This is a genomic window from Kocuria sp. NPDC057446, from assembly GCF_042802875.1.
Lineage (GTDB): Bacteria > Actinomycetota > Actinomycetes > Actinomycetales > Micrococcaceae > Kocuria.
Map to the genome: position 1 here is coordinate 1 of NZ_JBHVDI010000198.1, position 5557 is coordinate 5557.

Here is a 5557-nt window from a genome sequence, read left to right on the forward strand (position 1 = left end):
CCGCCCCGGATGGTGAGGGCGCCCCGTGCGAGGTTCGTGCTCCCGGCCACGAAACCCGTAGGTGACGTATCGGCCCATGACATGGGAATCAGAACATGGACCGGTGTCGGCACCAGCCCAGATCTGCACCTGAGCTATGGGCATGAGAGTACCTGCCCCGGCGTCGGCTGTCTGGCCCGCAGGGACCGAGGCGAGTTGCCCGCTGGCTCCGGATGCATGACCGGCCCGGCACCCTTGCGGCGTTCATCGAGTTGAAGTAACCCGGGCCCACGGCACCCGGAACTCGGTGCGCCGGACAATCGATCTATGATCTGGAGTTGAGACCTGACCCGTCAGCCGACACGACTCGCAGCACCTGCACAATGCTGCGGGCCTCCCCGCGGGCGCTTCGGCACCGAGAGCTACGGTCGCACTCCTCCCCGGTCGACGCTGGCCGCTTTACATATGGCCCATTAGAGGCCGCCAAACAGGACCAGTAGAGACACAGGTGGGAGGACGCGTCCCGTTTGGTGGTCAATGACTGGGATGGGCAGGAACCGTCTCGACGGTGATGCCTTCATGGCGCATCTTCTGCACCTGGTCAGACGGGGCGTCGGCATTGGTGACCAGGGTCCAGGGAAGGGGGAGCCTCGCCCAGGCGTGGAAGGGGTGCTGGCCTATTTTCGCGGCGTGGGCGAGAACGTAGACGTGGGTGCTGCGACCGGCGATGATCTCTTTGAGCCGGGTTTGCTGGTGATCCGCTTCGCAGATTCCGTACTCGGCGGTGACCGCATCCGCGCCGAGGAAGACGCGGTCGAAGGTCATGCGTTCCAGGCTCAGCTGTGTCAACGGCCCGTAGAAGCTCTGACTCATCTCACGCAGTTGCCCTCCGGGGCAGGACAACTGGATGCCAGGGCAGCCGCTGAGTTCCTGCAGCGTGTTGATCCCAATGGTGGTGACGTCCAGGTCCGAGAAGGCCCGTAGACGGTGGGCCAGGGTTCCGACCGTTGAGCCGCCGTCGAGCAGGATGCTCTCGCCGGGCCTGATCTGGGTCGCTGCCCATCGCGCCAGGGCCTGCTTTTCCTCGTAAGCCTCCCCGATCCGTTGGCGCAGCGATGCCTCGGGATGCGGGTCCATGGGCATCGCTCCGCCGTAGGTGCGGGCGAGCTTGCCCTGCTCGTTGAGCAGGGCAAGGTCGCGCCGGATCGTGGAAGCGGTGACTTCGAAGCGTGCGGAAAGCTCCTCCACGGACGCCAGGCCGCTGGTCTTCGCCAGGTCGTAGATCTGCTCACGTCTGAGCTTGGCCGGCATCGTCATGGGGTGCTCCGCTCGTCCTCGGGGGTGGTTCCTCAGCGGGTCGCCATCTCGGCAGCCTGGTGGAGGGCTTCGACCATGCTACGAGAGTCGGCGATGTTCTTACCGGCGATGTCGAAGGCGGTCCCGTGGTCCACCGAGGTGCGGATCACCGGCAGGCCCACGGTGATGTTCACCCCGGCCTCGATGCCGAGGACCTTGACGGGGCCGTGGCCCTGGTCGTGGTACATGGCCACCACCAGGTCGTAGTCCCCGCGGCCGGCCAGGAAGAACAGGGTGTCGGCGGGCAGCGGGCCGACCGCGTCCACACCGTTGGCGCGGGCGGCCTCGACACCGGGGGTGATCTTCTCGGCCTCCTCGCCGTAGCCGAACAGCCCGTTCTCCCCGGCGTGCGGGTTGATGGCGGCCACGCCGATCTTCGGCTGCGGGATCCCGGCCCGGATCAGGGCCTCGTGCCCGCGCTCGATGGTGCGCTGTACCAGGCCCGGCTCGATCTTCGCCACGGCGTCGATGAGACCGATGTGGGTGGTGACGTGAATGACCTTCAGTTTCGGGGTGGAGAGCATCATGGAGACCTCCTCGGTCTCCGTGAGAGCGGCGAGCAGCTCGGTGTGGCCCGGGTAGATGTGTCCCCCGGCGTGCAGGGCCTCCTTGTTGAGCGGGGCCGTGCAGATCGCCTGGACCTTCCCGGCCATGGCCAGTTCGGAGGCGACCTTGATGTACTGGTAGGCCGCGTCCCCGGCGACGGGGGAGAGCTCCCCCCAGGGCAGGTCCTCGGGCAGCAGGCCCAGGTCGATCACGTTGACGGTGCGGGTGTCGAAGACGGCGTCCTCGACGGCCTCGACGGAGCGGATCTCGACGGTCAGGTCGATGGTCTCGGCGGCGGCGCGAAGGCGGGCGGCGTCGCCGATGATGACCGGGCGGCACTCGGCGAGGATGGACTCCTCCACGACGGCGGCAACGGTGACCTCGGGGCCGATACCGGCGCCATCGCCCATGGTGACGGCGACGTAGGGGGTTCCCTGGTGGGGATCCTCCCGGTGGTGTCCGGTGGCGAGGGCGACTGAAGGGGTGCTCATGATGGGACCTTTCGGGTGGTGTCCTGCAGGAGGTTCATGGTGGTGAGGATGTCGAGGAGGCTGGTCGGTGCCCCGTAGCTGCCCGGCCGGGTGGTGACGAGGCGGCCGCCGGCGGCGGCGCTGACCACAGCTCCCGGGTGGGCCTGGATCAGGGGGACCAGTTCGGAGATGTGCAGGGCTGCCAGTACCGCCTGGGCGGTCTCCCCGCCGCTGAGCACCAGGTGCCGGTCAGCATGGTGACGCATCGCCAGACCGGTGAGGGCAGTGGTCACCGTGGTGGAGTGGGACGGGTCCACGGGGCCGTCCACGGTCACGGCCACTGTGCCGTCGTGCTCGAGGGGGAACCCGTCGATCTGCTCCGGGCGCAGCCGGTGGACAGGTACTCCCGAGGCCTCCAGCCGGTCGGCCTGGCGCCGCGCGGCCGCACTGGCGGTGCCGAGAATGAACAAAGTTTCCCGCCGATCCGGGTGTGTCCCGGTAACCGCTGTGGGGGTGGACCCGGCGGGGAGGCGGGCGGCTGCGGCGGCGGCCAGGCCGGCTGCGCCGGCGAGGACGAATCCCAGCTCGAGGCCGACGGCGGCAAGACGCTCCAGGTCCGCCGGCGACTCGGCGTCGCACACGGCCACAGCGCCTGCTTCGGCCGCTTGGCTCAGTGCCGCCTTGAGGTGCGCACCGCGCACCGTCTCCACATCCAGGGTCCGGGTGGGGGCGGGGGACAGTTGCGCGGCCACAGTGCTCGCCGGAGGGTGGGCCTCGGCGTTCCACAGCCCGCTCTGGTGCAGGGGGCAACCGTCGATCCGCAGAACTCCTTCCCGGACGGTACGCCCGAGGCCGGGCACGGCAGGGCAGAACAGGACGGGTGCCACTTCTTGTGCTGCTTGCAGCTGCTGGCCGATGTTCCCACGGAGCAAGGAATCGAACTTCAGGAACAGCAGCCCCACGGCCTCAGCGACTCCAGGAGTCGAGGTGAGCATCCGCCGCAGGTGCTCGGCGGCCTGCGCGCCGGTACGGCGACGGTTGTCCGTGTCCACCACCGTCACCTCGGCGGCACCTGCAGAGGCGACGGAGAACCCGAGGTGCACGGTGGTCGACCGGGGCCGCGCGGATCGCGCGTCCTGCGCATCCACCGCGCGGGAACGATCGGGAAGGCCCGCCAGGATCGCTGCCACTTCATTGGCGCCCGACAGGTCGTCAGCCAGAGCCAGTATCTGCACGATCTCACCTCCTTACTGATCACGTTGCGTGTTTCACGCTAAGCTACTTGCGCACATCGCGCAAGTGTGGAAACGTGATCTACGCAATAAAAGGCTCACTACCGGCACCGTTCCGACCGAGGAGAACCATCCGATGGAGACCGTCCACCTCAACGGCATCGACACCCCGATGTCCACGCTGGTGCTGGGCACCATGACCTTCGGCGACACCGTCGACCGAGACGGTGCGGCGGCCATGCTGGACGCCGCCCTGGCGGCCGGCATCACCGCCGTGGACACCGCCAACGGCTACGCCGGCGGCGCCACCGAGACGATGCTCGGGGAGATGCTGGCCGGCCGCCACGACCAGCTCGTGCTCGCGACCAAGGCCGGCATGCCCCACCCCGATGCCGGAGAGCACTCTCCGCTGTCCGAACAAGGGCTCCGGCTCGCCCTGGAGGGCAGCCTGCGGCGCCTGCGCACCGAGCGCGTCGACCTGTTCTACCTCCACCAGCCCGATCGGAAGGCGAGCCTGGACGAGACCATGCAGACCGTGGCCGCCCTCGTCGAAGAGGGCCGGATCGGCGCCCTGGGTGTGTCCAACTTCGCCGCCTGGCAGATCGCCGAGGTCAACGCCGCCGCCGATCGCAACGGCGCCCCGCGCCCGGTCGTCGCCCAGCAGCTCTACAACCTCGTCGCCCGGCGGATCGAGGAGGAGTACGTGGAGTTCGCGGACGCCTCCGGTCTGCACACCATGGTCTACAACCCTTTGGGCGGCGGTCTGCTCACCGGCAAGCACCGTTTCGACGCCGCCCCCGAGGGCGGGCGGTTCGGCGACTCGAGGCTGGCGGAGATGTACAAGCAGCGCTACTGGGACGCACAGCTGTTCGAGGCCATCGGGGAGCTCACCGGCATCGCCGAGCAGGCCGGGATCTCCCTGGTCGAGCTCGCCTTCCGTTGGCTGATCTCCAAGCCCGCCACCGGGTCCGTGCTGCTGGGCGGGTCCAAGCCCCACCAGCTGCAGGCCAACATCGACGTCCTGGCCCGTGGGCCGCTCGAGGACTCCCTGGTGGAGGCCTGCGACCGTGTCGGGGCTGCCCTGCGCGGCCCGATGCCCGCCTACAACCGCTGATCCACCGCCGAGCCACCGAACCGAACCGACCGCTTAACCGTACGAGAGACAGGCACCGCCGTGAACCATCCCGCGACCGACGTCATCCGCAAGGCCAAGAACAAGGAGGTGACCCTGGGGTACTGGTCGGTGCTCGACTCCCCGATCTCTAATGAGCGTCTGGCCATGACCGGTTACGACTACATCGCCCTCGACGGCCAGCACGGCCTGATGGGCTACTCCGGGATCCTGCACAACCTCATGGCGATCGACGCCGGGCACGGCCCCGCGGGCATCGTGCGGGTCGAGGCCAACAACGCCGCCGTGATCGGCCAGGCCCTCGATGCCGGGGCACGCGGGGTGATCGTGCCGATGGTGGACACCGCCGAGGAAGCGGCGGCCGCCGTGCGTGCCGCCCGCTACCCCGGGGTCGGTGCGCGGTCCTACGGCCCGATGCGCTCGGGTCTGCGCGTGGGCCCCGTGCCGGCGGAGTCGGATGCGGCGGTGCTGGTGCTCGTGATGATCGAGACGCCGCAGGGGCTGGAAAACGTGGAGGAGATCTGCGCGGTCGAGGGCGTGGACGGGATCTACATCGGTCCCTCCGACCTGCGCCTGGCGGTCGGCGGGAAGTCGGCCCAGGATCCGGAGGTCCAGGAGGTCTTCGACGCCGCGATCGAGCGGGCGCTGGCCGCCGCGCAGGCCGCGGACAAGATTCCCGCGATCCACACCCCCGGCGGGGAGATCGCCCGGCAGCGCATCGCTCAGGGCTTCACCTTCGTGACCATCGCCTCGGATTTGACCCATCTCGAGCAGGCCGCCCGGGAGCACCTCGACGCAGCGCGCGGCTGACCGGACGACGACGGAGGGCCTGCCCGGGATCC

The 5557-nt window shown here is 69.0% G+C and carries 5 protein-coding genes; 2 read left to right on the top strand and 3 right to left on the bottom strand.

Annotation, left to right across the window (positions count from 1 at the left end; translation table 11 throughout):
- Positions 1 to 513 precede the first annotated feature (513 nt).
- Genes ACFU0Y_RS16610 through ACFU0Y_RS16620 form a run of 3 tightly spaced genes read right to left on the bottom strand, consistent with a single transcriptional unit; the run spans position 514 to position 3586 of the window.
- Entirely contained in the window at positions 514 to 1296 is a 783-nt protein-coding gene (locus tag ACFU0Y_RS16610) for a DeoR/GlpR family DNA-binding transcription regulator (protein ID WP_380215813.1), read from the bottom strand.
- 32 nt (positions 1297 to 1328) lie between these two features.
- Positions 1329 to 2372 (bottom strand): 4-hydroxythreonine-4-phosphate dehydrogenase PdxA, encoded by a 1044-nt coding sequence (gene pdxA / locus ACFU0Y_RS16615; protein WP_380215815.1) that lies wholly within the window; start codon positions 2370 to 2372, stop codon positions 1329 to 1331.
- Positions 2369 to 3586 (bottom strand): four-carbon acid sugar kinase family protein, encoded by a 1218-nt coding sequence (locus ACFU0Y_RS16620; protein WP_380215817.1) that lies wholly within the window; start codon positions 3584 to 3586, stop codon positions 2369 to 2371. Before ACFU0Y_RS16620 ends, pdxA begins: the two co-directional genes overlap by 4 nt.
- A 133-nt stretch (positions 3587 to 3719) precedes the next feature.
- Here ACFU0Y_RS16620 and ACFU0Y_RS16625 point away from each other — a divergent pair, with 133 nt between their 5' ends.
- Positions 3720 to 4697 (top strand): aldo/keto reductase, encoded by a 978-nt coding sequence (locus tag ACFU0Y_RS16625; protein WP_380215819.1) that lies wholly within the window; start codon positions 3720 to 3722, stop codon positions 4695 to 4697.
- 60 nt (positions 4698 to 4757) lie between these two features.
- A complete protein-coding gene (locus ACFU0Y_RS16630) occupies positions 4758 to 5525 on the top strand; it encodes an HpcH/HpaI aldolase/citrate lyase family protein (RefSeq protein WP_380215821.1) in 768 nt (255 codons plus the stop codon).
- The last annotated feature ends 32 nt before the right edge of the window (positions 5526 to 5557 follow it).

Coding starts and splice junctions, on each gene's coding strand:
- pdxA (WP_380215815.1), bottom strand. CDS start 2,372: ATGAGCACCCCTTCAGTCGCCCTCGCCACCGGACACCACCGGGAGGAT.
- ACFU0Y_RS16610 (WP_380215813.1), bottom strand. CDS start 1,296: ATGACGATGCCGGCCAAGCTCAGACGTGAGCAGATCTACGACCTGGCG.
- ACFU0Y_RS16625 (WP_380215819.1), top strand. CDS start 3,720: ATGGAGACCGTCCACCTCAACGGCATCGACACCCCGATGTCCACGCTG.